Raw genomic sequence first — 26,611 nt, 5'->3', positions numbered from 1 at the left:
ATGGAATAAAATATCATCCTTATTGGTGAATGTATGATAAAAAGAATATCTATTTTAATATTGTGGTGTATTTCCTCTCAAATAACCGCTTCACCCGCAGAGATAAATGATAATCTGCCGATGACTGAGGCCAGGAGAACGTTGCAAGAGAGTTCTCGGGAAATTAACCAATTAATAGAACAACGCCGATATCAGCAATTAAAACAGCAGGCTAGTACCGTCCCCGAATCAACGCCTGTGCCTGCATTGCCGGAATCCAGGCAGTGCCTGCCATTAACCGGTGTTTACCTTAAAGGGATTTCTCTTCTCTCTGCACGAGATTTAAATACTCTCAGCGCTTTGTCCCCAGAGTGTATCAGTAGTCATGATATTAACCGGCTCAGCCATGAGCTTACTCGTCTCTATATCAGTAAAGGCTATATCACTGCCCGTATTCAATTTATTGCTCCCGATGCAGATGGCGAGTTAGGGCTAAATGTTATTGAAGGGTTTGTTGAGAAAATCGAAGGCGGTGATCGTTGGGTTAATAGCAGTATGTTGTTCCCCGGTCTGGAAAAACAGCCTCTTAATATCACGCAACTTGATCAGGGTTTAGATCAGGCTAATCGGTTACAGTCCAATAAAACCACACTGGATATTTTACCGGGGACAGTGAACGGCGGTTCAGTCATTAAACTGCATAATCAGCACAGTAAACCTTGGTTGCTGAATATCATTACTGATAATTATGGGCAGAAAAGTACCGGGAAATGGCTGGCTCGCACAAATGCAAGTTTCGATAGCCCGTTTGGTTTATCTGACTTTATTAGCTTGAATGTCAGCAGCACGTTGGATAGCCCATCCAATCGCTACAGTCGCGCGGCAACCCTTCTCTATTCAGTACCCTACGGTGCAGCAACATTCAGTGGATTTGGCAGTTATTCCCAATATGCCAGTCATCCCCATTTGCAAAACAAAACCGTAAAAATCTATGGGAATACTCAGCAAGTTGGGATGCGTTCTGATTTTGCTTTCTATCGTAATCAATCTCAGATTAATACTGTCAGCGGACAACTTATTTATAAGAATTACAACAATTATATTGGTGACGCCAAGATTGGTGTCAGCAGCCAGACGCTGAGTGTATTTGAACTCGGTGTTAACCATTTACAAATTATCCCTACCGGTTTAATCACGCTGAATCTGAGTGTTGAGCAAGGGTTACCTTGGTTCGGTGCACAAACTGCCACGACTTATCTCAATGAACAATTCACCAAAGGTAAGTTGATGGTCAACCTGTATCAGCGGTTTACGTTATTCAACTCCCCTTATCAGCTCAATAACCTGTTTTATGGGCAATACAACCGGCGCAGTTTACCCGGTGTCGAATGGCTGAATATCTCTGATCGAAATGCGGTACGGGGATTTAGCAAAAATACGCTATCCGGCGATAACGGCTGGTATCTGCAAAATACGCTGTCCCGCACGTTCCCAATTGCCAACAGTACATTATCAATGCGTATCGGTATTGATGTCGGCCAAGTTCAAGGCTATCGCAGCCCTCAAGGCTGGCAAAGTAGTGCGGGTATAAGCACCGGAGCCACGTTGAGATACCAACGCATGGTGTTCGATATCGAAGCCAGTCGCGGGAAATGGCTTTCCAACCGCAAAGCCGTTGATGAACCCGTTCAAGTCCTAACCCGTTTTTCTTACACCTTTTGATGGTTTTAAGCAGTACCCAATGTTGTGCACATAAATATAAATAATATATAGAGACTCATGTATGAAAAATAAAAAATTCAAGTTATCTCCTACCGGCAAGCTTGCCGCGTCCATGGCAATCATCCTTGTGTCCTGTTCTACCAGCTTTGCCAATGAAATCGTTGGTGGTGGCGATTCGGCACATCGTCCCGATATTTTAGCTACCGAAGGTAAAGCAACGGTTATTAATATCGTGCCCCCTTCTGCTTCCGGGCTGTCACATAACCAATATTTGGATTATAACGTCGGCCATGCAGGTGCCGTTCTGAATAACGCTTTACAGGATGGCCAATCACAATTAGCAGGCCAACTCGCGGCTAACCCCAATCTAAATGGCCAAGCCGCCAGCCTGATTCTGAATGAAGTTATCAGCCGAAATCCTTCCCTGTTATTAGGGCAACAGGAAGTTTTTGGCATAGCCGCAGATTATGTGTTGGCAAATCCGAACGGTATTACATGTAATGGATGTGGTTTTATCAATACCAACCAAGCTTCTCTGGTCGTTGGTAATCCACTGGTGGAACAAGGCAATCTGCAAGGTTTTAACACCTTTAATAATCAGAATAGTTTGAAAATTAAATCAGGTGGCCTAACCGCCAATGCGGTTCTTGATCTTATCGCACCCAAAATTGATAACCGGGGCACCGTCACGGCTCAAAAAGCGATTCATGCTATCAGTGGTGCGAATAAAATCTCAGCCACAAGAGAAGTACTTGACTCTCAGCAAGAGCTGACTGGCGTACTGGATAGCTATTATCTCGGCAGTATGCAAGCCGGACGTATTCATCTGCTCAATACAGCAAAAGGCAGCGGGGTGAATCTACAAGGTTCTCTTACTGCCAGTGACGAGATTATTGTGAATTCTCATGGCAACCTTAATTTAACAGCTGCACATCTACAAGGCGGAAATGTTGATCTCTTGGGCGATAATATTGAGGTAAAAGGCCAAGTCAGCGAATCGAAATATCATCGTGACGGTAGTAATAATTACCAAAGCTTTTTCAATGAACGTTATACACATGACAGTAAAAGCAGCCAATCACTGACCCGGACTAAATTAGCCGGTAAAAATATCTCGTTAGTTGCTAATAATAATAACCAGATTACCGCCACGGATATAGTGGGTGACGGTGTTAATCTCAGTGGCGCTAATCTGACTTTAGATGGGCAGCAATTAATTCAAACCACTAAGAATATTGATAACCAACAGGGTTATACCTGGCGACACGATGTGACTCAAGAGAGTGAAAAACGGCATCAGGAAAGAAACAATATTCAGGCGAAAAAAAGTGTGGCTTTAAACGCGACAGAAGGTGACGTTAAGATCCTGGGTAGCAAAATAGATGCCGGGGATAAACTGACTATTACCGCGGAAAAAGGTGTCCAAATTGCCGGTCTGACTGAAACAGAAAAAACCGCAGAAACAGGTTATAAGAAAAATCACACAGCTAAATTGCAGACAGGAGGTTGGGAAGAAAGTAAACAAACTCAGCGTTTGATCGCCAGCGAATTACAAGCAGGAACTGATCTTAATATTAAAGCAGGAACCCAAGTTGACATTCTTGGCGCGAAAGTTCACGCAGGTCAAAATATGACCGTGAATGCCGGTCAAGAACTGCAAATCAATGTTCAGAAAATCGCTGATAGTCATGCTGTACGTGATGATAAGAAATATTGGGGCGGGATTGGCGGTGGTGATAATAAAGACAACAATGAGTTGAAAGAAACCAGCCATGCCTCTGAACTGACGGCCAACGGAAGTTTATTGCTGTCAGGCCAAAAGGGTATATCCATTACCGGCAGTAAAGTCAAAGCGGTTCAAGGTGCTTTTGTTCATGCCAATAGCGGCGAATTAACGATCGATAATGCGGTCAGTCATCTTAATCAGAACATTGACGAGCGAACGGGAACCGTATTCAACATTACCAATGGCTCACAAAAAACCAACAACAAACAACAGAAATCCCATGGCAGTGAGTTAGTTTCTGAAGCTGATCTCAAATTACTCGGTGATGAAGATTTCAATGTTGTTGGCAGTCAGGTAAGAAGTGCTGGCACTCTCGACTTAAAGACATCCGGTAATATTAAGGTACGCTCTTATGGCGAACAGCAACAGGTTGATAAACAAAACACCTCTTTAGATCTGCAAAGTCAGTTCCAACAAAAGACGGATAAGCAGTATCGTGCTGGCGTGGGGATTGAACATACCAGTAACAATCAGAAAAATCAGACGATAATCCAGAAAACGTCCACCTTGAGCGGAGGAAGTATCACTATCGATACGGATAAAGACGTTATCCTCAGTGGTTCCAATCTGGTGACAACTCAGGGTGATGCGAAGATTACCGGCACCAATGTTCATCTGTTAGCTGCGGAAGATAAAAAATCTGCAGAGAAGTTTCAGAGTAAAAAACATGTCGGTGTTTATCTCACCGGAGGAATAGATAAAGTCGGTTCCGGTATTCACGGTGGCTATGAAGGCAATAACAGCGCTCATACCAATAGTTCCGCCGTGGTTTCTGGTTCTCAGATCGCAGGTGATCTGAATATTAAAGCCAATGGTGAGTTAGTTCAGGAAGGTACAAACCATAAAGTTAATGGCACTTACACTGCTGAGGCAGGTAAAGTCAGCAATTTGGCCGTCACCAATACGGCATCCCATTCCAACAGTAAACTACAGGTTGGCACCGATATTGGCGTCAATATAGATTACAGCGCGGTCACCCGCCCAGTTGAGAAAGCCGTGAAAGAACCTGCTAAAGCCGCGCTGGATGGCACATTCACCAAGAAAGGTACCCCCAATCTGGGAGCCGATCTGGCAGCCAACGGCAGTAGCATTCAGACAGAGAACAAAAAGTCCGAAGCCGTTGTGACATCGGTTCAAGCCAGCCATGTCGTTATTAAAACCCATGGCGAATTGTATGATCAAGGTACTCAATACCACGCCGACAAGGGTAACGTTACATTGGGAGCCGGCAACCATACCAGTGAAGCAGCGCAGAATCGCCACGAAAGCAGCCACAGTGAAACCAGCGGCAATGCTGACCTGCGGGTTTATACCACAACCGGCGAAGATATCTCCGCGAATGGTAAAGGTAAAGGCGGCACCCAAAGCAGCTACACCTCCACAACCCAATCTGTTACCAGCCAGATTACCGCAGCCAATGACATTAATATCCGTGTCGCAAGGGATGCTGAATATCAAGGTACCTCTTTGAAGGCTGACACCGGCAAAACCAATATAGACGCTGGAGGTGATATCCGGTTTGATCATGCCACCAACAGCACAACGAAAACCACAACCGGTTATCACGGTGAAGCTTCTGCTAAAGGCGGAAACTCCCCAGAAGGCGAGAATCTTCACATCGGTCTCGGCGGCGGTTACAACACAGATAGCAAAAATAGCAGTACAGCTCAGGTGAGTGAAATTGGTGGTCAGCAAGGTGTCAAACTGGAAGCAGGTAATAACCTGACGCTGAAAGGCTCGGCAGTGACAGGTAAACAGATCGACCTGAATGCTAAACAAGGTAATGTTGAGTTGGTATCAGCTCAGGATCGAGTGAATAACGATGGTTGGGAATTCAATCTGAAAGGCAACGGTGGTCATTCAAGCTCCATCAAAAAAGCGGAAGATGACAGTACAACTACCACCACAAAGCAGAACTTTGGCGGAGAACTAAAAGCCGGCGTTGATCGCTTGCAAGCAACAACTCAGCATAATAGCCATATCAAAGGTGAAAATGTCATCATCAACAGTGGCGGTGATACAACAATTAGCGGAGCACGGATAGACGCAGATCACGTAACAGGTAACATTGGCGGTGACTTGCGGGTCGAAAGCCGTAAAGACACTGAACATGGATTGAATGTCGGTGTTGATGCGGGTCTTAATTACGCGAAAGAATCCAAAGTAAAAAGTGACGACGCACCTAAAGATGAGGTAACGAAAGATAATACGTCTTTGGATGATTCGTCTAAAGATGATGTATCAAAAGACGATCCAGCTAAAACCCCAACAGAAGAGCCACAACAGAAAGGATTGCAGGAAAGGCTAACCTCCGCATTTAACACTATCAATAACATTAAAGGTATTAATGGTGTTACAGGTAAATTCAAAGGCAATGTCGATATCAAAGATCGGGAAAGTGTCAGCGAACAATCCGTTATTTCCGGTCATCAGGGCGTTAATCTGGAGGTAAAAGGAAATACACATTTGATCGGCGGGCAGATTAGTAGCGAGAAAGGCAATGTCATTCTTAATACCCAAAATGTAGAGCAACAATCTGTCACAGGTTATGACAATGGTAAAGGAGGTAACGTTGCATTACCTGATTCTGTTAGCGGAATAGTCAAAGCCGTTCAGGAAGGTGTATTGTCCGGCAAAATACCTTTGGTGAAAACCTATAGTAATGAGACAGAAAATGGCATAACTCATGGTGAAATAATTAACCATAAGTCTCAATAATTTTTTCTTTTATAAAAGATCCTTCCAAGGAAGGATCTTTTTATTGCCGTTGATATTTCATAACTCATATTCTTTTCAGCAGATGAGCAAGGCAAACCATCTTTAACAGTTGACCATCCAATGCAAATATTTTATATATCAAATCATAAGATAATAAGCCACCTTGATGAAGGTGGCTTTTAAATAAAGCCAGCATCAATATTTTTTTATTTCCTTTAAAATTTGGTAAATATTCTCTATACCAATAGAACATTCATCATCTGAAGCTAAAGTCGTTGTTATGAAACTGAGTCTACCCCTAGATTTGTTGGTAAATGTTACATGATACATTTGCCTATAAATCGGCTGAGATAAATAAATATCATCAAACTCATGTTTATCATTCAGTACTTTGCCCCTTTCAGCCTTAGCTATTTCACGTTGTAAAATAATAGCTACTTCACTTTCATTTAATTTCTCAGAAAGAATTAATGATGTTTGCGTTTTATCGAAATCGATATTATGTCTATCAATCCCAAAGTCATCCAAACTATTCGCAGTAAGCTGGGTTGCCCATCCGTTTATATCTGAGCAATCAGGTCCCGCTGCAATAGCAGATATTGACAGTGACAACATAGTCACAGACATTAATATTATTCGACCGTTAAATCGTGATCGCCACTGCACCATATTTGTTTCCTGATGGATAAACTAAGAACAATACAACCGTCAGAGCCTGTTCCAGGATGTTTCCTGTTGTCACCATGAATTTTAAAAGCATCCCTTCCACACATACTATTGCTGCTATTCGGGTATAAAGATAAAGTATAAGCTTTTGTTTTCACACTGTAATGAGGGGCACCTATCTTGTAACTTCCGTGAGGCAGAGGTCCTTTGAAGGGAATACATTCATTGTCTGTATTATTTTTAAATCCAACAGCACCAGAATATCCTTTAGCAATGAAGGTTCCATCATGATATAGCTTGCCCGAATTAACCTGAAATACCCACATATTTATCCCCTCTCAACCAAACTATCTGAATGAATGATATTTCCATCAATGTAATGCCACGTTATTTTTTCATAGCTTAAATCAATATACTCATGATGGGTGTGTTTTTCAAAAACACCATTTTTAATATCATGCATGAATGTAGCAATAGAAGAAACTCTAACGTTTTCCAATATAATTTTGAAATACTCCTTTTCTTTACCAGAGTCATCTATCTTATAGAATCTAAACTCAGCCTTCTTTAAGGTTTGCCCTATACTTAATGCTTTATACCTGTTATCTTTCAAGTTGCCTCTTTGTTGGCTGCACTCACTCACCCCGGTCACATAGTTATCTATGCTCCCGGGGATTCGCTCCCTTGCCGTCGCGATCCATCTTGAAATCTATTGGGTATATATAAATAAGGTGACGATGAATCGATTTCTTTCTCAAAAGCAAATCCACCATGCACACATTTCCCTGTAATCTTTCCTGTCATATCATCCGTTGGTAACTCGACAGTATGCATAAGTTCCAACACTTCAATGCTACCTTCTCGGCTCATTACGTCTACAGATCCTTTTATATCTGAACCACCATCGTCTTGAAGCCAAAGATAAACCGGTATAGCCATATTAATTACCTCCTGAGTTATTGTTTCAATGGTTAATATTACACCTATATGATTAATAAATGAAAGGTTAATTTTTATCCTCGACTGCCGTCTGGAAAATCAGCGTTACCGAAAGTTTATCGTGACCACATTCTCCCCGTTAAGCAGACAACATATCACTTGGATAAAAGCTCACATTTGACAACAGAGTAATCTCGTAGAAATATGGCATTATGAGATCACTCATATTTATTCAAAGTAACTATTGAGGCTATACATGCCAAAGGATGCAGAAAAACAGGAAATAGCAGCACATCAGCCGGAAAGGTTATCCAGAACACCTTTGGAGAAGGGAATTCATCACGGTAAAAAAGCCTTTTCTCTGACGGTCAGAGTAGGAAATTACATCCGCAATATTCCTGTCGTCGCTCACTTTATTCGTGCAACGCTGCGCTTTCATGATCGGATGGGTAATCAGTTTGGCGCCGCAATAACGTATTTTTCATTTTTATCACTTATCCCAATCCTGATGCTTTCTTTCGCCATTGCGGGTTTTATTCTGGCCTCTAATCCCGATTTGCTGGCAAAACTGATCAATGGTATCGCAAACAGTATTAGTGATCCGACGCTCGCCAATACGCTGAAAAATAGTGTCGATACCGCAATTAAACAACGTACTACGGTGGGGTTAACCGGTTTAGCCATTGCTCTTTATTCCGGTGTGAACTGGGTAAGTAATTTACGCCAAGCTATTCTCGCTCAATTTCACCCTGTTTGGGTACGTAATCAAGAAGACGAAAAGAAGATCTATTTTAAATATATTCGTGATGCCATTTCTTTAATTGGGCTACTATTAGCGCTGGTTATCACGCTGTCGCTGACCTCTATCGCTGGATCTGCACAGGCAATTATCGTCGAAATATTAGGATTAAGTGGCATTGAGTGGCTGCGGCCATCTTGGTTCCTGATTGGCTTGGCAATTTCTATTGCAGCTAATTATTTGCTGTTCCTGTGGCTATTCTGGGTGTTACCCCACCACCAGCCAGAACGCAAGGCGCTGTTGAAAGGGACGTTGATGGCAGCTATCGGCTTTGAAGTGATTAAGTATATTATGACCATGACACTGCCACGCCTCGCCAGTTCCCCTTCTGGTGCCGCATTCGGCTCTGTTATTGGTTTGATGACATTTTTCTATCTCTTTGCCCGTTTAACGTTATTCTGCGCTGCCTGGATAGCCACCGCAGATAATAATCAAGATAAAAATACCGAATAAGTGTGTCCTGGCAGATCTCATCTGCCAATAATAACTCATGAAAGGAGCTGTTTATGCCATTTGTTAATATCAGAATTACCCGTGAAGGTGCTACAGCAGAACAAAAGAAGCAATTGATTGAAGGAGCGACTCAGTTACTGGTCGATGTATTGGGTAAAAATCCTGCAACAACCTTTGTTATCATTGATGAAGTCGAAACGGATAACTGGGGAATCGGCGGTCAGAATGTGACTGAACTTAGAGCCGCAGCTAAAAAATAGCTCGACTTTAGTATGATAAAGGCGGTATTTCCGCTAAGGTATCCTCGTAAAACGAGGCAGGCATAGAGTTTTGTGATCTTATTAGTTATTCCAATAATTCAATGAGATAGCTCTATGCCTGTTTATTTATTATGCCAGAATTTTTTCCAGGATGGGCTTGTTCTTCTGCATATCCTATCGTCAAAGAGTCCTCATTGACGTCATTGTGATGTAACCCTTTCTTTATGTGACTAATTAAGTTACAGACATCAAATAAGCATTAGTAAATCTACTAAGTTTTTAGCGATTTCCCCTCCGTTTATTGCTTCATTTTTAGTTATGTATTTGTTAATTTAAAATTAAAATAATTATAGACATAATATTCATTTTTGATATCATCACATTACAATAAAACATAAATTTTTTTAATAATATGGCTAAGAATAACTTAAAATCTGTAGGCTTCTCCCATTATCAACTAAATCTGGAGTATTCAGAGAAAGATAAAAGTAACTTATTAAATGAATTCAGTAAATTGGAACCCGACACTTATGCTCCTGCCGAAGTTTCCCGATTCCGTCGGTATGGAAATGCCATCATTATTCCATGGTTAAAAGAACCCAAGTTGTATTGGTTACCAACAGTAAAGGATGATAACGGCAATAATTTATCTGGTTATGATCAAGGAAGTAACAATCCAGAACATAAAAACATGAGATATTTTAGAGCATTAAGTGATGAAGTAAAAAATAATGCACTATTAGAGAATATAATTCTTGATGATTTTAAGAATACATTTGGGCTAAGTGAGCAATATCTACCCATATATGTTGGAATACACTTTGTTAAGGTAAAGTGTTCGGATAATAAGCTACCCGGATTTAGTTCTCCTGATTGTTTCCACCAAGACGGTGAGCCTTTTACGTTTGCTCATTTAATAAATAGAAGTGAAAATATCGATGGCGGAATAAATTATATAGGAAAAGTTTCAGCTAGGAATAAAAAAATAGAAGAGGTTAGTAACGACGAAATAATCAGTCAGTTTACATTAGAAAATTTCCTAGAGAGTTTCGCGGTATGCGACGAATTAGTCAGCCATTATATCTCTCATATTACGTTAAAAGAAGATGGTGGCGAGTCAGAAAGGAGCATGATCCTTATAGACTTCTCAATGACTAAACAGGATATATAATGAAGGAGTCAATCACTTCAATTCTTATTATCTGTTTTTTACTGGCTCTAGGTTTCTTTCTTGGTAAATTAATCAAGGAAAATATCAAGGCAAAGTTAGTAGGAAGTATAACTATGATAGTTATGCTTCTACTTTTTATGATGGGAATTGAATTAGGTGAAGTTTTCATAAATAGTAACCTGGGAACATCAATTATCATTGAATCCATAGTGTTATCTTCTTTAATATCAATATCAACATTCTTGATATTATTTAAAAGAAAACTTTGCCAGATTGAAAAAAAAGGGAAGCAATCATTCTTAGATCCATTTATTGGGTGTTTTAAAGCTATAATGTTTTTCTGCTTAGGCGTTTTAGTTTATAAGTTTACAAATTTATCCTTAGCAGAATACAATATCTCGAGTAATTATGCGTTATACACGTTGATATTACTTGTAGGGTTAGATTTGGTTAATTTTAGTTTTAAGGATATAAAAATTAATCACATTAAAATCCCTATTTTCACTATCGCTGGTACTGTTATTGGCGCGCTGATGTTTTCTATGTTGACTGACTATTCTATCAGTGAGTCTATGTTAATATCGAGTGGATATGGGTGGTTTTCATTATCTGGACCTATGGTGACATCAATGACAAATCCTCATTATGGATCTTTGTCTTTCATGACTGATCTATTTAGAGAAATATTTAGTATATTCTTCCTTTATTTTCTTGGGAAAAGTTATCCTCAAGGCGCAATAGGGATATCTGGTGCAGCAGCATTAGACTCAGCTTTACCATTTATTAAAGAAAATTGTACTAATGAGGATATTAAATATGCAATCGCAAGTGGATTTGTACTAACGTTGTTAGCGCCATTATTTATATCCGTATTTGTTGGACTAGTTTGATTTTTTTAGCCACTCCGCTCTTCTGCTTAAAATAAGCAGAAGAGCGTGCTATGACCCTATTTATTCTGTAGGAAAGGTATACCTGTTATCTTTCAAGAAGCCTTTGCTTCCGGTTTGGATTCCGGCGGTTGTGCCGGAGGATCAACCTTATGCGATGCAGGCAACATTATCTGATCAAAGTTATCTCTTAACTGGTTCACATCCATCTCTGTCTCCCCTTTTGGCTGAATTAGAACAAACGCGACTTCTTGCGAAAGGATATATTTTAGTTCATGGTTAAGCATTTCAGGTGTCAAGGAAGCCAAAAAGGCTTGCCTCAAACTCTGGTACTGTTCAGGAGCAATATCCACAACATTACTTTGTTGGGATAAAAGGCGCTGATTAATCAGAATATCCGTGCTGGTATGGCCGTACATGGCAAATAGTTGCTTGAGCTGTGTCTGTTTCTGCGTATACAACTCATCAAACTGCCCTTGCGGTAATCCTTTATCACGCAATGTCACTAATTCAGCCGCCAGATATTCCATTGCTGGCTTTAGATTACCTGCCGTAGTATTGAGATTCAGAGCGCAACTCGCACGCTGATACTGAACTTTGCAGTCCAATCCCAATTTCAGCGCCTTATCATTTTTTTTCTCAAGCCCCAGTTGCAGGTAGCGATAAAGTGCCTCTCGGGTAATATCACTAATCCAATAATGGCTAAGCACTTGTGAATCATTAATCGGCTGCCAGTTAAGATCCCAAATCAGGGATAAGGTATCTCCTTTATTTTTATCGCTAATGATCCCGATTGTCTCCGGTTTCATGGGTGACAATGTTGCAACAGTCGCTGGAGTATGACGTTTGCCTTTCAATGATGAAAACGCCTGGCCGATATTTTCCGGTAGAGTACGGCTATCCACGTGGCCCGCGACATACAGCGTCATCATATCAGGGGTATACCACTGCCGGTAAAACTGCTTAAGTTTATCTAAATCAACAGGGTGAGCAGCGCTCTGAGCTGGATCATGCCCTAACAAGGTTGAACCTTTCAGGCGTCTACGCCATACCGGGTCCTGTATATCCGGTGGATAAGTTGCTACCGATGTATTGGCCATTTTCATAGCATGTTGTAAGGTTTCTGGCGTAAACGCCGTTTTACCCGCAGCATCAGCCAACCAACTTAACGCACTTTTCAGTAATTCAGGGCGGTTATGTGGCAAGCTCAAGCTATAGAGGGTGAAATCATATGAAACAATAGCAGGAGGCAGCGGATATTTCGGATCAATGGCACTGTTCCATAGCTGTTCCAGTTTGGCAGAAGATAAACTTTTACTACTGAACAGAGCGACTTTAGGAATCAGCCAGGTATAACCTGTTTGCTGAGTTTTCTCCGCTAGCGAACCTGTTTTCACGACCAAACGCAACTGTATTCTGTCATTAGGACGTTGTGGTGTCTGTAAAATTTGCCAGTTAAAACCGTTCTCCAGCTTACCCTGTTTCCAGGCAGGGTCAGGTTGCAGGACTTCTGCCTGCGTCTGGCCTGCAACGACCAGTATTATCCCACCAATAAAATAACGAATTTTCGTACCCTGCATGTAAGCCCCTATAGATGTCTATCCTTGGTTTTAGCCTTCTATTGATAAATGGAAGAGGCTCCCCTTGATCAATAACAATCGGTAGAAAAAGCAAAAACCTGAATTTTAGCAGGCGAGATCCTGTCAGGATTATAAATTGAAGATTAGACCTCAAACCGCCCCGAATGGTTTCTTGATGACGGAAATTTATGCTTATCAAATTGACGATTATATCCCCTGATCAGCAGGCCCAGCTCATCATCCTGATGGTGTTTAGGGCAAGTCATTGGCTCCGGTGGTTGATCGTTATTAAGATCCCGTGCAATGTCGCGCAATGGGTGCACAATAATCCGGTTGATACACCAGCTTATTGATACCGTAAGAATAAGCGCTAGCAATAAATAAGCTGTCAGCATCAGTGCTAATGTGTTAATAGCAAAACGATATACCCGATTGGAATCCACTTGCAGAATTAAATGTCCCAACGGTTTGGCATTTGCTGGTACTGAGCCATACGCATAAAGAGGAATGCTCACTTCAACCGGTATCCCAAAAACACGTTTAGCCAGTTCGGGAATCGGGCGATGGGTGGCAAAATTCAATCGTATCACCCGGATATCCTCCGGTAACACCACATCTGCCCGCCCTAAAATACCCGCTGTACGTAGCCCTATCAGCAACTCTTTTGCTTTACTGAGATCAGAACTGAGCAGTGCTTCTGTTAACGGTGCCTGCACCTGAACCGCTGCATTATTAAGCTGGCTGATATAATCATCTTTACGTTGCTGTATAAGATGGCATAACTGAATAGCAATAAAAATAGCAATGGTCACCAACGTGACGCCAGTCACTGCCGCCATCTGTTTAATGGTTAACGAACGTTTGACGCGCAATTTCATTTTCACTCAAACCAATGCCTATGGGATATTGCAGTTATAACATGCCCTCAATGGAACTGAGTATACTTGATTTTATCGCTAACGATCCCTGTTTCACTGATCTAAGTCGTTATTTTTCAGAAATAATTACCTTTGGTAGCTATCTGTAACTATTAGAAATACAAACAAATATTTATATGGTGATAATGGCTAACCCATTATCACCAAAAATATTTTATTAAATCCTTACCAAACCATTATTCCACAGCAACATTTTCATCCTGATCAACCGCAAAACAAGCAATCAGTTGATCACCATGTTGATTCAGTTTTGGTTGCAACTGAGTACAAACGCTAAGTGCCCGGCGACAGCGGGCCGCAAATGCACAACCGGGTGGTGGATTCATTGGGCTTGGCAATTCACCGGTCAGTTTTATCCGTTCACGGCGTAATTCAGGATTCAGCCTTGGCGTTGCTGATAATAACGCTTGCGTATAGGGGTGACGTGGGTTACTGAAGATCATCTCCTTACTGCCTTTTTCCACACAGCGACCAAGGTACATCACCATCACTTCATCAGCGATATGCTCGACCACAGATAAATCATGAGAAATAAAGACATAAGACAGTCCCAAATCTTGCTGCAAGTCCATCATCAAATTTAATACCTGCGCCCGCACCGATACATCCAGCGCAGAAACTGGCTCATCTGCAATGACTACATCTGGATTCAACATCAGCCCACGGGCAATCGCAATTCGCTGACGCTGACCACCAGAAAACATGTGTGGATAACGGCTGTAGTGTTCGGTTTTCAGCCCCACTTTCTCCATCATCTGCAATACCTTCTCTTTACGCTCATGTGCACTCAGCTTGGTATTGATCAGCAGTGGCTCCTCCAGGATCTGCCCAACTTTCTTACGTGGATTGAGTGAACCATAAGGATTTTGGAACACAATCTGAATTTTCTGGCGACGTAACTTTTCAGCTTCCTTATTTGGTACCAGTAAATCCTGTCCCTGATAATAAAGCTCACCCTCTGTCGGCTTTTCAATCATCGTCAGCAGCCGCCCTAGCGTGGATTTACCACAACCAGATTCACCAACAACTGCCAGCGTTTTTCCCTTCTCCAGTTCGAAAGAGACACCATCCAACGCTTTTACGGTACGGATAGGTGAAAAAAGTCCCCCTTTGATTGGGTAATATTTTTTCAGTTCTATCGCCTTTAATAACAGCGCTGTCGATGTTTCCCGTTCCTGATAAGTCTGTTCACTCATATCGTTGGCCTCCCCGCATCATCCAGCGGCATATGGCATTTCACCTGGCGTTCTCCTACCGTTTTTAATTCCGGCTCCGCTTGACGACAATAGTCACTAGCATATGGGCAACGAGGATTCAGCAGGCAACCGATAGGCCGGTCATATTTCCCCGGCACAACGCCCGGTAAAGAGGCAAGACGGGATTTATCCGTGGCAAATTCAGGTAATGCTCTGAGCAGCGCCTGAGTATACGGATGGCGTGGCGCCCGAAAGATTTCCGATGCCTTGCCGGATTCCACAACCTGCCCAGCATACATCACGATAATATGATGAGCCGCTTCCGCAACCAATGCCAAGTCATGGGTGATTAGTACCAGCGCCATATTTTCCCGTTGTTGTAACTCCAACAACAGTTCAATAACTTGCGCCTGAATGGTGACATCTAAAGCGGTTGTCGGTTCATCAGCAATCAGTAATTTTGGTCGGCAAGCAATCGCCATTGCGATCATGACCCGTTGACTCATACCACCAGATAACTGATGCGGATAAACATCCAGACGCGATGCAGGATCAGGAATACCAACCAATGTCAGCAAATCAATCGACCGCTGACGGCGGGTACGACGGTTTCCACCCTGATGTACTTTCAGCGCCTCCATAATCTGATACCCAACGGTATAGCAGGGATTCAGACTGGTCATCGGGTCCTGAAAGATCATTGCCACTTCCGCACCGACCAATTGGCGGCGCTCTTTCTCGGAGATTTTGGTTAAATCACGCTGGTTAAATTCCAGTTTGTCCGCCATCACCCTACCCGGATAATCAATCAACCCCATCACCGCCAATGAACTGACTGATTTACCAGAGCCGGATTCTCCAACAATCCCGACAACCTGACCCTGTTCAACACGGTAACTGATGCGGTCAACGGCGCGGAATGGTGCCTCTTCATCACCGAAGTGAACCGATAATTTTTCTACATTTAACAGTGCCATTTCGCTACCTCGCTACTGCTTGAGTTTAGGATCAAGTGCATCACGCAAACCGTCACCCATCAGGTTAAATGCCAACACTGTCAGCAGAATTGCCAATCCTGGGAATGTCACCACCCACCAGGCACTTTGTGCAAACTGCAATACATCAGACAGCATCGTTCCCCATTCCGGCGTGGGTGGCTGTGCCCCCATCCCCAGAAAACCCAAAGCAGCCATATCGAGAATGGCATTAGAAAACCCCAGAGAAGCCTGCACAATCAACGGTGCCAGACAGTTAGGCAAAATATTGACAAACATCTGGCGCGTGGAACTGGCACCCGCGACTTGTGAAGCCATGACATAATCGCGATTAACTTCCACCAGCACCGCAGCGCGGGTTAAACGGATGTAATGTGGCAGAGCGACAAAAGTCAGCGCCAGCGAAGCATTGACAATTGATGGGCCAAATATTGCTACCAACACCAGAGCCAGCAGCAAGCTTGGCAGTGCCAGCATAATATCAACGATACGCATGATGATAATATCCACCACACCACCGAAATAACCCGCCAATACGCCCAGCATCACCCCCATAAGCAGGGATAACACCACAACCAGACACCCCACCAGCAATGACAGCCGGGCGCCATACATCAGACGTGAAAGTAAATCACGCCCTACATCATCAGTACCCAGAATAAACTGCCAGCTTCCTCCTTCTTGCCACACCGGTGGCGTCAGCAAGGAATCACGGAACTGCTCAGCTGCACCATGCGGAGCAAGTACCCCCGCCAACAGCGCAATCAATAACATCAGGACAATATAAACCAGGCCAACAACCGCCCCTTTATTGCGCTTAAAGTAATACCAGAACTCCTGTATCGGCGTCATAATCTTAGGCGCATTGTTTGCTACAGGCTCAGTCACTTGAGACATAATGTGCCCCCCTATTTCTTATGACGGATACGTGGGTTAACAATGCCATACAACACGTCAACCACCAGATTCACCAAAATGATCATGAGCGCCACCAGCAATACGCCACCCTGCACCACCGGATAATCACGGCGTTGAAGGGCATCAATCAACCAGCGCCCAAGCCCCGGCCAGGAGAAGATGGTTTCAGTCAGGATTGCCCCCGCCAGCATAATACCCACCTGCAAGCCTATAACGGTCACAACTGGTAGCAACGCATTGCGCAGGGCATGAACCACAATCACTCGGATACGACTTAAGCCTTTGGCGCGTGCAGTACGGATATAATCCTCACCCAGCACTTCCAACATAGAAGAACGGGTCATACGAACAATGACCGCCAGTGGAATCGTCCCTAAGACAACAGCAGGCAAGATCATGTGCATCATGGCATCTTTGAAATCACCTTCTTCCCCCCAGATAAGGGTATCAATCAGCATAAAACCCGTCAGCGGATTGCTGTCATCAAGGAAAACGATATCGCTTATCCTCCCGGATACCGGAGTCAGATCCAACTGGACAGAAACCAGCATGATCAACATGATCCCCCACCAGAAGATCGGCATAGAATATCCGGTTAGGGAAAGCCCTATCGCAGTATGATCAAAAACCGATCCACGCTTGACTGCCGCCAGTACTCCAACTGGAATACCTACAGCAATAGCGAACAACATGGCGCATATTCCCAGTTCGAGGGTTGCTTTGAAACGGGGAACAAATTCTTCCCACACAGAGATGCGACTTTTTAGGGAGATGCCAAGATCTCCGTGTAATACACCGTTTACATAATGAAAGTACTGCTGCCAGAGTGGTTTATCCAACCCCATTTCAGCCATTAGTTGAGCATGGCGCTCAGCAGATATTCCACGTTCCCCAGCCATAATAGTCACCGGGTCTCCGGGAATCATATGGACAAAAGCAAAAGTCAGCAAAGTAATGCCGATAAACGTTGGGATCACTAACCCCAGACGTCGGAGTATGAACTGCAACATATCCCGAACTCTCTTTTTTTAAATGCCGGTTACAGCTCTCAGGCCGCTTGGCTTGATAAGGGGGAGGACTTTCCCCCTTTCGCTCACAACTCAATGAACTTCCTGCCTCTACTTGTTTGTCAGCCTTTCCCCGGCGATAACGGATAGTCGGGGAAAAGCCGCCATCTCCGTAAAAAAATCAGGAAGATGGCCTATCACAACCGAGTAAAAATAAGATTATTCAAGAGATACGTTGCTGAAAATATGCCTGCCCAGAGGATCAACGACATAACCTTTCACCTCTTTACGTACCGGTTCATAAACCGTGGAGTGAGCGATAATCAGCGCCGGAACCTGCTCGTGCATTACAGCCTGAGCCTGTTTATAAAGCTCAACGCGTTTAGCATGCTCAGAAGCGATCCGTGCTGGCTGAATGACATCTTCAAACGGCTTGTAACACCATTTAGAGTAGTTGGAACCTCGTTCTTTGGCTGCGCAGCTAAACAACGTTGCGAAGAAGTTATCTGGGTCGCCATTGTCCCCCGTCCAACCCATCATCACAATCTGATGTTCGCCATCTTTAGCCCGTTTTAAGTATTCACCCCATTCATAGCTGACAATTTTGGCCTTAACACCAATTTTCGCCCAGTCAGCTTGAACCATTTCAGCCATGCGGCGAGCATTCGGGTTATATGGTCGTTGTACTGGCATTGCCCACAAATCGATAGCAAAACCATCACTCATCCCTGCTTCTTTCAGTAACTGCTTCGCTTTTTCCGGAGAGTACGAGTAATCTTTAAGAGCATTGTCGTAACTCCACATGGTTGGTGGGATCAGGTTTTTGGCTTTCTGACCAGCGCCCTGATAAACCGCATCAATGATAGCGTCTTTATTGACAGCCATTGCCAGCGCCTGGCGAACTTTGACATTATCCAGTGGCTTTTTGGTGACGTTGAAAGAAACATAACCGACATTCAGACCAGGCTTTTCCATCAAGACGATATCTTTATCCTTCTTCATGCGGGCAATATCCGCTGGATTTGGATAGGGCATGATCTGACATTCATTTTTCTGTAATTTTGCATAGCGAACGGATGCATCAGGAGTAATAGAGAAAACTAACCGGTCAACTTTGGCTTTATCTCCCCAGTATTCTTTGAAGGCTTTATACAGAATGCGAGAATCTTTCTGATATTGCAGCAACTTGAACGGGCCTGTACCAATTGGATTCAGATCGACTTTCTCCGGCGTACCGGCTTTCATCATCTTATCAGCATATTCTGCGGACAGAATAGAAGCGAAATCCATTCCTAAGTCAGCCAGGAATGGCGCTTCCGGGCGGCTAAGTTCAATTCGGACAGTATAATCGTCTATTTTTTCAACCTTATTGATCATCTCACCCATACCCATACCAATAAAATACTCATAGCTGCCGCCTGACACCTTGTGGTATGGGTGATTTGCATCTTTTTGCCGCATGAAAGTGTAGATCACATCATCAGCATTGAACTCTCGGCTTGGTTTGAACTCTTTGTTATCGTGCCACTTAACGCCTTTGCGCAGATGAAAAGTGTAAACTTTACCGTCATCACTAACATCCCATTTTTCAGCCAGACTCGGGATAATTTCCGTTTTACCTGTTTTGAAATCAACCAAACGGTTATACAGTGGTCTTGAACTGGCATCATAAGTTGTACCCGCCGTGAACAGTTGTGGGTTAAATCCTTCTGGTGAGCCTTCAGAGCAGTAAACCAATGTTTTTGCCTGAACGCTGGCAGTGACGGCCAATGCAATTACGCTGATCCCTAGCTTCAATAACCCTGTCTTTTTAGAGGAAGTTGTCATTCTCTTGCACTCCATTTGTGATGTTGTTGTGTACAGCAAGAACCTAGATTTTGTTTCAGGAACTGTGCTGTTTGGGGTTTTTTATTATTTTCAGCTTATCAATTAAACAACTGTTGTCTCTTGCGTCAATAAGATCTCAACAGATGTCATAAGCAACAGGAAAACACAAAGGAAACCTATTATTAACATAATTAGCACAAAAACATGACACAATGCACATTTTGCAGCCAAAAAAACCATAATAAGGTGATGGTTATAGCATGAGTAACTATTAGCCCATACGCAAAATTTGCGGTTAAATGCTTAAATAGTAAACGATTGTTTCAGTAGGAAAGGTAAAAACTGGCACAAAATATTGTATGCCGAATAAAATTGGCACCTGAAAAGTGAATCAAATAAGTGTAATACTCATCATGTCAATCAATATAAAAACCTGTTAGTGGTTTATTTAATTTTATAACTTCTGGCGGCCCCCATTTTATTAATGATATTACCAGCAAACAGATAATATCCAAACAGCCAAACCTGACCACGTAACCCAAAGTAGTTCCTGGGAAATGTTACCTAATCCTTAATCCAGTTTTTAAAATTAAAAATCCAGCAATTGTAATTAAGCAGAGCATCAATACCGCCTTATTTACCCTTCATCTTTCAAGCTGCTGCTTTGTTGGCTGCGTTCACTTACCCCAGTCACAGAGTTATCTATGCTCCTGGGGATGCGCTCACTTGCCGCCGCCCTGCAACTTGAAATCTATTGGGTATTAACTCATTAATTCCTAATAACAGTAAACATACTAAGTGAAACTCCTACATTCTTATCGATGCTCTGGAAATATAATTAATTTCTTAATATAAATTTAATAATTAGGCTTTATATTTAATGATAAAATTGTTAATATGTAAAAAATGAGTTACTTTTTCATTTTATTTAAATACCCAATACCCATATCGTCACCGGTATCTTATCTTTTAAGGACATCGTATTACATTATATCGAGACTAATACAAGTTACCTATTTAACTAACTCATACAAATAACACGTTTTTTATATTAAATAAGGAATAGCCATAATCATGCTTTCAGATTTATTCTCAGATTGGAGATGGTATCACTATACTTTAGTTACCATTGTTTCTATTATTCTCTTTATTATCTTCGCTGTTATCATTATGAAATCAATTGTTGAGAGAAAAATCCTTAATAATTTGAGAAATGAATACCAAAGTCGAGCATCCGGCAAATTACCAAAATTTGAACCCAAAGACTGGGCTTATACACTGGGAACTCCCTATGCTGCTGTTGAAGAATATCCCTGTAATGATCCGATTATTATTCCCGGCAGCAAAGATGCAGGCTCACTTCAGACTGCCTGGGGTATTAATGACAGAGAAAGCCTGATTGCTCAATTATTTCATTTATTAACTAATGGTCATCGGCATAAATTCCGCCAAGAAGTCTATTTCTTCTCTGACATATCCGAATCAGACTATGAGCAAATAAAGAAAGATATTCAAAAAGAAGATGATGAAGATGGAGAAGCTAAAGAACTTCTCTGGCGGGCCGAAGTTGTTCGTAAAAATTTAAACAATATTCAAACAGTAAATTTTCTTGCCTGGGATTACGTCCGTTATATCAAGTTAATTTGCAATGGTATCAGTACAGAATATCTGAGTCGGGAAGAAGCAGACAATTTTGTACAAATTATCACTCACACCGTTCAGCGAGAATATAAGAGCTGGGAAGAGTTCTGGCATCACTTTTTACTGGGAAGATGGTACTGGAGCAGTACAGATATGCGCTGGACTATTACACAAGATCTCTATGGAAAAATCGTCACACTTATTAATGAAGAACCAGGCGGCCCATCCAACACATTAAACTGGAATACAAACTTATCAGAAGCTGATATCGCTCCCTTTGTTAATGCTGTTTTAACATTAGACTATGAAAATGAAGAGGGAGAAAAATTAGGAGAGGATGAAATAAAGAATATGATTCGGTCAACACTGGAAAATGGTGGATATTTTCCTGAGCCAGCCGAAATACAAGCCTAATTACTCAGCCAAAGATAAGGTTATTTTATCTCAATAATTATCCAATCGATAATTATGAATTAGATAATTATCGATTATTCTCCGAACAGAAATGTCCTATAAGAAAATCAATCTTTGTTATTCGATTATTGACTATCTTAATGACCGCAATAAAAAGCCATGAAAAAGACAAATAATCCACAAAACGGAATCTGGCAAATTTAAAGCAATAACGACAAAAAGCCTTACAGCGATAACTGTAAGGCTTTTCTACTTTCTTTTAAGTCTGTGGACTTATTCAACATCCCCAAACTATTAACTGGTCGGCGAGAGAGGATTCGAACCTCCGACCCACTGGTCCCAAACCAGTTGCGCTACCAAGCTGCGCTACTCGCCGAAAACGAGGCGAATCTTACTGCGCTCGTTACAGGCCGTCAATACCTTTTTGATAATCATGGGTTAGTTGCTGATAAAAACAGCGTGAATGCCGTTATGTCGCACTCTCACACAGTTTTTACAAAAAATACGTCATACGTAAAAGCCATGTCGTGGCTACTAAGCTATTTTGAACTTTTCTTTTCCTTCCTTAACCTGAATATTTTGGCTAACTCATCAGATACCAAGCTGCTCGAATAAACCATCAGCATCCTTTGTCTGATGAATATCTTCACCGCAATCGCTCTTAGCCAAAATACCTTTTCCTTCGCAACTTTCGTCAAGGTGATATCCACCAGAGCAATTAGATTCCGGCCATTGCATCTCACAACAGCCGGAATTGACTATTTCAGGTTATTATTGCAGTAACGAAATATCCGCAACTTTCAGGAATAACTCACGCAATTCACTTAACAAAGTTAAGCGATTCACTCGCACCTGCTGGTCTTCATCCATCACCATCACATTGTCAAAGAAAGCATCAACAACTTCACGCAAAGAGGCTAACTCAACCAGAGCTTCCTGATAGCATCCTTCAGCAAACAAAGGCGTCAACTTATCTTGTAAAACCACCAAATGCGTTGTCAGTTTCACTTCTTCAGGCGCTTTCAGCACAGAAGCACTGACTTTCTCATTCAACGTCTCCTCTGACTTCGCCAGAATGTTAGAAACGCGCTTATTCGCAGCTGCCAACGCTGCGGCTTCATCCAAGGTACGGAAGTGAGTCACCGCCTTAACGCGGGCATCGAAATCAGCGGGTTGGGTTGGGCGGCGGGCCAGCACAGCTTGAATGGTATCAATGCTGTAACCTTGTTCCTGATACCAAGCACGGAAACGGCCAAGCATAAACTCCACCACGTCATCTGTGACTTTGGTATTCGTCAGCTTGTCACCATACAAACGAACCGCTTCTTCTGTCAGTGCCTGCAAATCCAGCGGCAGTTTTTTCTCAACGATAATACGCAAAGCACCCAGCGCAGCACGACGCAGCGCAAACGGGTCTTTATCGCCTTTTGGATGCTGACCAATGCCAAAAATACCCGCCAGAGTATCCATTTTGTCCGCAATGGCTAATGCACAAGAAACACCAGAAGAAGGCAATTCATCACCGGCAAAACGCGGTTGATACTGCTCATTCAGTGCCAGAGCAACCTCTTCCGCTTCACCGTCATGACGGGCGTAATGCATCCCCATCACACCCTGCGTATCGGTGAACTCAAATACCATGTTGGTCATCAGGTCACATTTAGACAACAGGCCCGCACGGGTAGCATGATTAACATCAGCGCCGATCTGCCCTGCAATCCAACCAGCCAGCGCCTGAATACGATCCGTTTTATCACGCAAAGTACCAAGCTGTTTCTGGAATAGAACCGTTTCTAACCGAGGTAGATTATCTTCCAGACGCTGTTTACGATCCGTCTTAAAGAAGAATTCTGCGTCAGCCAAGCGTGGACGAACCACCTTTTCGTTACCAGAAATAATTTGCTGTGGATCAGAAGATTCAATGTTGGTAACAAAAATAAAGTTCGCCATCAACTTGCCAGCATTGTCGTAAACCGGGAAGTATTTTTGATCACCTTTCATGGTGTAAACCAATGCTTCAGCGGGCACATCAAGGAATTTCTCTTCAAATTTCGCCGTCAGTACCACCGGCCATTCAACCAGAGAAGTGACTTCTTCCAGCAGACTGTCACTGATATCAGCAACGCCACCCAATTTAATCGCCGCCTGTTCTACATCCTGCTTAATCAGCGCTTTACGGATTGTATAATCTGCAATCACTTTACCGCGTTGTTGCAAAATCTCTGGATACTGTTCCGCGTTATCAATCGTAAACTCAGATTCACCCATAAAACGGTGACCACGAATGACACGAGCGGATTTAATTCCCAGAATTTCTCCCTCAATCAATTCATTACCAAACAACATGGTAACGGTATGAACCGGGCGAACAAACTGAGTCTCTTTATCGCTCCAACGCATCAGTTTAGGAATTGGCAACTTACTCAGTGCATGGTTGACCATATTCGCCAACAACTCTTTGACACTGCGGCCTTTAACCAGCGCACGATACAGTAACCATTCACCTTTATCTGTTACCAACCGTTCAGCCTGAGCCGTCGTAATACCACAACCACGAGCCCAACCTTCTGCCGCTTTTGTCGGTTTACCCTCGGCATCGAATGCCTGAGCAATCGCCGGACCGCGCTTTTCGACTTCACGGTCGGCCTGAGCTTCATCCAAATTAACAACTTTCAGTGCCAAACGGCGCGGGGCTGCAAACCAGCTCACCTCACCATGCGCCAAATCCGCGTTATCTAACTCCGCCGCAAAATTAGCGGCAAATGCTTCAGCCAATGAACGAAGAGCCTTCGGCGGCAACTCTTCTGTGCCGATTTCCACCAGGAAAGTCTGTTGAGTCATGACAGCCTCTTAGTTCTGATTCTTTTTACACATAGGGAAACCCAACGCCTCACGGGAGGCATAATACGCTTCTGCAACAGCTTTGGTCAGGGTGCGGATACGCAGGATATAACGCTGACGCTCAGTCACCGAGATAGCTTTACGGGCATCCAATAAGTTGAATGTATGACCGGCTTTGAGAATTCGTTCATAAGCAGGCAAAGGCAGTGGTGTTTCCAGCGCCAGCAAATCCTGAGCTTCTTTTTCATATTGTTCGAAGCAGGTAAACAGGAAATCGACATCCGCATGCTCAAAGTTATAGGTGGATTGTTCCACTTCATTTTGGTGATAAATGTCACCATAAGTGGTTTTGCCCAGCAGGCCATCACACCAAACCAGATCATAAACACTGTCTACGCCTTGGATATACATTGCCAGACGCTCAAGACCGTAAGTGATCTCGCCGGTGACGGGTTTACATTCAAGGCCACCTACCTGTTGGAAGTAAGTAAACTGAGTCACTTCCATCCCGTTAAGCCACACTTCCCAACCCAGTCCCCAAGCACCCAAGGTTGGGTTTTCCCAGTTATCTTCGACAAAACGGATATCATGAACCGTTGGGTCTAATCCTAGTTCCTTCAGAGAACCCAGATATAACTCCTGAATATTGTCTGGTGATGGCTTAATAATGACCTGAAACTGATAGTAATGTTGTAAACGGTTAGGGTTTTCACCGTAACGGCCATCCGTCGGACGCCGGGAAGGTTGCACATAAGCCGCAGCTATTGGCTCCGGGCCAAGTGCACGCAAGCAAGTGATTGGATGAGAAGTACCAGCGCCAACTTCCATGTCCAATGGTTGGACAATGGTGCAGCCCTGGCGCGCCCAATAATCCTGTAATGTCAGGATCAGCCCCTGAAAGGTTTTGGTATCAAACTTTTGCATGTTGGATTCGCACGCGATACATATGAATTTAAAAGGAAGTGGGTCAGTATACCCTTTGACCTTAAGATATACAGCCCTGAATTAATGCTCAATTCGGCCCTGAAATAAAAAAATCCTCATCTGACTATTTCACTTGTATGTATATACAGTTAAAGTATGATCAATTCTCAACCAACAGCACAGGAAATTATAACCATGGAATTAACACGCTGTCATTGGGTTACCTCTGATCCTAGCTATCTGGCTTATCACGACCACGAATGGGGAAAGCCACAAAAAGACAGCCAGAAGCTGTTTGAAATGATCTGCCTGGAAGGCCAACAACCTGGGTTATCTTGGCTGACTATCTTGAAAAAACGCGAAGGCTATCGTCGATGCTTTCATCAATTTGATCCGATAAAAATTGCCGCTATGGATGAAAATGATGTTGAACGGCTGATGCTTGATCCCGCCATTGTCCGTAATCGTGCCAAAATTAACGCCATTATCAACAATGCGCGAGCATATCTTAAGATGCAGCAACAAGGAGAAGAATTCAGCACTTTTATCTGGCGCTTCGTCGATAACAAACCCATTATTAATCAGTGGAAAACAATTACAGAGGTCCCGGTAAAAACAGAGATTTCAGATGCATTATCACAAGCGCTGAAAAACAGAGGTTTTAAATTTATCGGCAGTACCACTTGTTATGCATTTATGCAGGCTGTAGGTTTAATCAATGATCACATAACAAGCTGTTTTTGTAGAAAATAAATTCAGTGAATTGCCATTGTCTCCTTAGATTCAACGAGTAATAAAGATGGACTTTAAACAAACGCTTAGCTCTTTATTTTAAATGTTAAATTAAATGCAATATTAAATAACCAATAGTCATAATTTTCCAGATTGCACCCCGATAATACGCGGGGTATGGTGTTATTTCTCCTAATTCAAACAACACACCGATAACG

General features: G+C 42.8%; 20 protein-coding genes, 1 tRNA gene and 1 pseudogene. 8 read left to right on the top strand and 14 right to left on the bottom strand.

Annotation, left to right across the window (positions count from 1 at the left end; translation table 11 throughout):
* The first annotated feature begins 33 nt into the window (after positions 1-33).
* Positions 34-1,701, top strand: a complete 1,668-nt coding sequence (locus tag AM629_RS12970; protein ID WP_054479570.1) for a ShlB/FhaC/HecB family hemolysin secretion/activation protein — start codon at positions 34-36, stop codon at positions 1,699-1,701.
* A gap of 61 nt (positions 1,702-1,762) precedes the next feature.
* Positions 1,763-6,205, top strand: a complete 4,443-nt coding sequence (locus tag AM629_RS12965) for a hemagglutinin repeat-containing protein (protein ID WP_054479567.1) — start codon at positions 1,763-1,765, stop codon at positions 6,203-6,205.
* 195 nt (positions 6,206-6,400) lie between these two features.
* On the opposite strand, the gene AM629_RS12960 is transcribed toward AM629_RS12965, so the two are convergent.
* From AM629_RS12960 to AM629_RS25260, 3 genes and pseudogenes are all read right to left on the bottom strand, one after another.
* Positions 6,401-6,874: a hypothetical protein gene (locus tag AM629_RS12960; RefSeq protein WP_152912000.1), complete on the bottom strand. Its 474-nt coding sequence runs from the start codon at positions 6,872-6,874 to the stop codon at positions 6,401-6,403.
* A complete protein-coding gene (locus tag AM629_RS12955; RefSeq protein ID WP_054479563.1) occupies positions 6,838-7,197 on the bottom strand; it encodes a tlde1 domain-containing protein in 360 nt (119 codons plus the stop codon). Before AM629_RS12955 ends, AM629_RS12960 begins: the two co-directional genes overlap by 37 nt.
* Before the next feature lie 2 nt (positions 7,198-7,199).
* Positions 7,200-7,810, bottom strand: a pseudogene (locus tag AM629_RS25260) (Hcp family type VI secretion system effector).
* Between the two features lie 256 nt (positions 7,811-8,066).
* On the opposite strand from AM629_RS25260, the gene yhjD reads away from it, so the two are divergent.
* The 4 genes from yhjD (at position 8,067) to AM629_RS12925 (ending at position 11,383) form a co-directional block, all read left to right on the top strand.
* The gene (gene yhjD / locus AM629_RS12940) at positions 8,067-9,062 is read left to right on the top strand and encodes an inner membrane protein YhjD (protein ID WP_054479558.1); all 996 of its coding nucleotides are present in this window, start codon (positions 8,067-8,069) and stop codon (positions 9,060-9,062) included.
* 53 nt (positions 9,063-9,115) lie between these two features.
* Positions 9,116-9,322: a 2-hydroxymuconate tautomerase family protein gene (locus tag AM629_RS12935; RefSeq protein WP_012776434.1), complete on the top strand. Its 207-nt coding sequence runs from the start codon at positions 9,116-9,118 to the stop codon at positions 9,320-9,322.
* Between the two features lie 412 nt (positions 9,323-9,734).
* Complete coding sequence (locus AM629_RS12930; protein WP_083451922.1) at positions 9,735-10,493, top strand: 2OG-Fe dioxygenase family protein; 759 nt, start codon at positions 9,735-9,737, stop codon at positions 10,491-10,493.
* On the top strand, positions 10,493-11,383 hold the full coding sequence (locus AM629_RS12925; RefSeq protein ID WP_054479556.1) for a LysO family transporter: 891 nt from the start codon (positions 10,493-10,495) through the stop codon (positions 11,381-11,383). Before AM629_RS12930 ends, AM629_RS12925 begins: the two co-directional genes overlap by 1 nt.
* 92 nt (positions 11,384-11,475) lie before the next feature.
* Here AM629_RS12925 and AM629_RS12920 read toward each other — a convergent pair whose 3' ends face one another.
* The 7 genes from AM629_RS12920 to dppA form a co-directional block, all read right to left on the bottom strand.
* Complete coding sequence (locus AM629_RS12920) at positions 11,476-12,960, bottom strand: insulinase family protein (RefSeq protein ID WP_054479554.1); 1,485 nt, start codon at positions 12,958-12,960, stop codon at positions 11,476-11,478.
* 143 nt (positions 12,961-13,103) lie between these two features.
* A complete protein-coding gene (locus AM629_RS12915; RefSeq protein ID WP_054479594.1) occupies positions 13,104-13,838 on the bottom strand; it encodes a HAMP domain-containing protein in 735 nt (244 codons plus the stop codon).
* A 236-nt stretch (positions 13,839-14,074) separates the two neighbouring features.
* Positions 14,075-15,094, bottom strand: coding sequence for a dipeptide ABC transporter ATP-binding subunit DppF (gene dppF / locus AM629_RS12910; RefSeq protein WP_054479552.1), 1,020 nt, complete (start codon positions 15,092-15,094; stop codon positions 14,075-14,077).
* The gene (gene dppD / locus AM629_RS12905; protein WP_054479550.1) at positions 15,091-16,071 is read right to left on the bottom strand and encodes a dipeptide ABC transporter ATP-binding protein; all 981 of its coding nucleotides are present in this window, start codon (positions 16,069-16,071) and stop codon (positions 15,091-15,093) included. The genes dppF and dppD overlap by 4 nt, the downstream gene beginning before the upstream one ends.
* A gap of 12 nt (positions 16,072-16,083) precedes the next feature.
* Positions 16,084-16,986 carry a dipeptide ABC transporter permease DppC gene (dppC, locus tag AM629_RS12900; RefSeq protein WP_054479548.1) on the bottom strand — a complete coding sequence of 301 codons (903 nt, stop codon included), beginning with the start codon at positions 16,984-16,986 and terminating at the stop codon, positions 16,084-16,086.
* 11 nt (positions 16,987-16,997) lie between these two features.
* On the bottom strand, positions 16,998-18,017 hold the full coding sequence (gene dppB, locus AM629_RS12895; protein WP_054479547.1) for a dipeptide ABC transporter permease DppB: 1,020 nt from the start codon (positions 18,015-18,017) through the stop codon (positions 16,998-17,000).
* Positions 18,018-18,233: 216 nt separating this feature from the next.
* Positions 18,234-19,841: a dipeptide ABC transporter periplasmic-binding protein DppA gene (gene dppA, locus AM629_RS12890; protein WP_054479545.1), complete on the bottom strand. Its 1,608-nt coding sequence runs from the start codon at positions 19,839-19,841 to the stop codon at positions 18,234-18,236.
* Positions 19,842-20,915: 1,074 nt separating this feature from the next.
* Here dppA and AM629_RS12885 point away from each other — a divergent pair.
* The gene (locus AM629_RS12885) at positions 20,916-21,896 is read left to right on the top strand and encodes a DUF1266 domain-containing protein (RefSeq protein WP_054479543.1); all 981 of its coding nucleotides are present in this window, start codon (positions 20,916-20,918) and stop codon (positions 21,894-21,896) included.
* A gap of 299 nt (positions 21,897-22,195) precedes the next feature.
* On the opposite strand, the gene AM629_RS12880 is transcribed toward AM629_RS12885, so the two are convergent.
* The 4 genes from AM629_RS12880 to glyQ all read right to left on the bottom strand — a co-directional run bounded on the left by AM629_RS12880 (position 22,196) and on the right by glyQ (position 25,661).
* Positions 22,196-22,272, bottom strand: a tRNA-Pro gene (locus AM629_RS12880).
* 215 nt (positions 22,273-22,487) lie between these two features.
* A complete protein-coding gene (locus tag AM629_RS23965; RefSeq protein WP_161804229.1) occupies positions 22,488-22,634 on the bottom strand; it encodes a hypothetical protein in 147 nt (48 codons plus the stop codon).
* Between the two features lie 33 nt (positions 22,635-22,667).
* Positions 22,668-24,737 carry a glycine--tRNA ligase subunit beta gene (glyS, locus tag AM629_RS12875; RefSeq protein ID WP_054479541.1) on the bottom strand — a complete coding sequence of 690 codons (2,070 nt, stop codon included), beginning with the start codon at positions 24,735-24,737 and terminating at the stop codon, positions 22,668-22,670.
* Positions 24,738-24,746: 9 nt separating this feature from the next.
* Positions 24,747-25,661 (bottom strand): glycine--tRNA ligase subunit alpha, encoded by a 915-nt coding sequence (gene glyQ / locus AM629_RS12870; protein WP_012776420.1) that lies wholly within the window; start codon positions 25,659-25,661, stop codon positions 24,747-24,749.
* Positions 25,662-25,856: 195 nt separating this feature from the next.
* On the opposite strand from glyQ, the gene AM629_RS12865 reads away from it, so the two are divergent.
* Positions 25,857-26,414: a DNA-3-methyladenine glycosylase I gene (locus tag AM629_RS12865; RefSeq protein ID WP_054479539.1), complete on the top strand. Its 558-nt coding sequence runs from the start codon at positions 25,857-25,859 to the stop codon at positions 26,412-26,414.
* Positions 26,415-26,611: the final 197 nt, after the last annotated feature.

It is taken from the genome of Photorhabdus heterorhabditis (assembly GCF_001280945.1).
In the GTDB taxonomy this organism is placed as follows: domain Bacteria; phylum Pseudomonadota; class Gammaproteobacteria; order Enterobacterales; family Enterobacteriaceae; genus Photorhabdus; species Photorhabdus heterorhabditis.
Note: the sequence above shows the minus strand (reverse complement) of the source record. Positions and strands in the feature narration are given on the sequence as shown.

What these genes read in the sequence shown, in the direction of transcription:
- AM629_RS12970 (WP_054479570.1), top strand. Translation starts at nt 34, where the DNA reads ATGATAAAAAGAATATCTATTTTAATATTGTGGTGTATTTCCTCTCAA.
- AM629_RS12965 (WP_054479567.1), top strand. Translation starts at nt 1,763, where the DNA reads ATGAAAAATAAAAAATTCAAGTTATCTCCTACCGGCAAGCTTGCCGCG.
- AM629_RS12960 (WP_152912000.1), bottom strand. Translation starts at nt 6,874, where the DNA reads ATGGTGCAGTGGCGATCACGATTTAACGGTCGAATAATATTAATGTCT.
- AM629_RS12955 (WP_054479563.1), bottom strand. Translation starts at nt 7,197, where the DNA reads ATGTGGGTATTTCAGGTTAATTCGGGCAAGCTATATCATGATGGAACC.
- yhjD (WP_054479558.1), top strand. Translation starts at nt 8,067, where the DNA reads ATGCCAAAGGATGCAGAAAAACAGGAAATAGCAGCACATCAGCCGGAA.
- AM629_RS12935 (WP_012776434.1), top strand. Translation starts at nt 9,116, where the DNA reads ATGCCATTTGTTAATATCAGAATTACCCGTGAAGGTGCTACAGCAGAA.
- AM629_RS12930 (WP_083451922.1), top strand. Translation starts at nt 9,735, where the DNA reads ATGGCTAAGAATAACTTAAAATCTGTAGGCTTCTCCCATTATCAACTA.
- AM629_RS12925 (WP_054479556.1), top strand. Translation starts at nt 10,493, where the DNA reads ATGAAGGAGTCAATCACTTCAATTCTTATTATCTGTTTTTTACTGGCT.
- AM629_RS12920 (WP_054479554.1), bottom strand. Translation starts at nt 12,960, where the DNA reads ATGCAGGGTACGAAAATTCGTTATTTTATTGGTGGGATAATACTGGTC.
- AM629_RS12915 (WP_054479594.1), bottom strand. Translation starts at nt 13,838, where the DNA reads ATGAAATTGCGCGTCAAACGTTCGTTAACCATTAAACAGATGGCGGCA.
- dppF (WP_054479552.1), bottom strand. Translation starts at nt 15,094, where the DNA reads ATGAGTGAACAGACTTATCAGGAACGGGAAACATCGACAGCGCTGTTA.
- dppD (WP_054479550.1), bottom strand. Translation starts at nt 16,071, where the DNA reads ATGGCACTGTTAAATGTAGAAAAATTATCGGTTCACTTCGGTGATGAA.
- dppC (WP_054479548.1), bottom strand. Translation starts at nt 16,986, where the DNA reads ATGTCTCAAGTGACTGAGCCTGTAGCAAACAATGCGCCTAAGATTATG.
- dppB (WP_054479547.1), bottom strand. Translation starts at nt 18,017, where the DNA reads ATGTTGCAGTTCATACTCCGACGTCTGGGGTTAGTGATCCCAACGTTT.
- dppA (WP_054479545.1), bottom strand. Translation starts at nt 19,841, where the DNA reads ATGACAACTTCCTCTAAAAAGACAGGGTTATTGAAGCTAGGGATCAGC.
- AM629_RS12885 (WP_054479543.1), top strand. Translation starts at nt 20,916, where the DNA reads ATGCTTTCAGATTTATTCTCAGATTGGAGATGGTATCACTATACTTTA.
- AM629_RS23965 (WP_161804229.1), bottom strand. Translation starts at nt 22,634, where the DNA reads ATGCAATGGCCGGAATCTAATTGCTCTGGTGGATATCACCTTGACGAA.
- glyS (WP_054479541.1), bottom strand. Translation starts at nt 24,737, where the DNA reads ATGACTCAACAGACTTTCCTGGTGGAAATCGGCACAGAAGAGTTGCCG.
- glyQ (WP_012776420.1), bottom strand. Translation starts at nt 25,661, where the DNA reads ATGCAAAAGTTTGATACCAAAACCTTTCAGGGGCTGATCCTGACATTA.
- AM629_RS12865 (WP_054479539.1), top strand. Translation starts at nt 25,857, where the DNA reads ATGGAATTAACACGCTGTCATTGGGTTACCTCTGATCCTAGCTATCTG.